Source organism: Streptomyces sp. SID13031 (genome assembly GCF_010548305.1).
Classification (GTDB): Bacteria; Actinomycetota; Actinomycetes; order Propionibacteriales; family Kribbellaceae; genus Kribbella.
Window position 1 is genome coordinate 1 of record NZ_JAAGLV010000117.1, and the last position, 390, is coordinate 390.

Here is a 390-nt window from a genome sequence, read left to right on the forward strand (position 1 = left end):
ACCTCGCCCTGGCCGACCGGAGCACCCGTGTCGTCGACGAGCCGGACCTCGACGCCCCGGAGCGGCGTGCCGATCGGGTAGGAGCCCACCCGGTCGGGGTCGACGTCGCGGACCTCGTAGGCGAGGCACACGATGGTCGCCTCGGTGGGCCCGTAGACGTTCAGCACGCGCGTGCCGGGCAGGCGCGTCTTCCACAGGTTGATGACCTTCGGGTCGCACACCTCCGCCCCCGTCATGACCATCTCGAGTTCCGGGAACGTCTCGCGCGTCACCTGGCGCCCGTCCTGCGTGATGATCGTGAGCAGGGTCGACACCGCGATGCGGTGCGTGACGCGCTGCCGGCGGATCGCGCCGCGCAGCATCGGTCCCGCGGCCACGCCCCGGAACTGG

At 72.1% G+C, this 390-nt stretch carries 1 protein-coding gene; it reads right to left on the reverse strand.

All coding sequences use genetic code 11. The annotated features are described in order from the left end of the window. Positions 1-390: AMP-binding protein (locus tag G3I17_RS39500; protein ID WP_164604539.1), on the reverse strand; the 390-nt coding region annotated here is incomplete at both ends.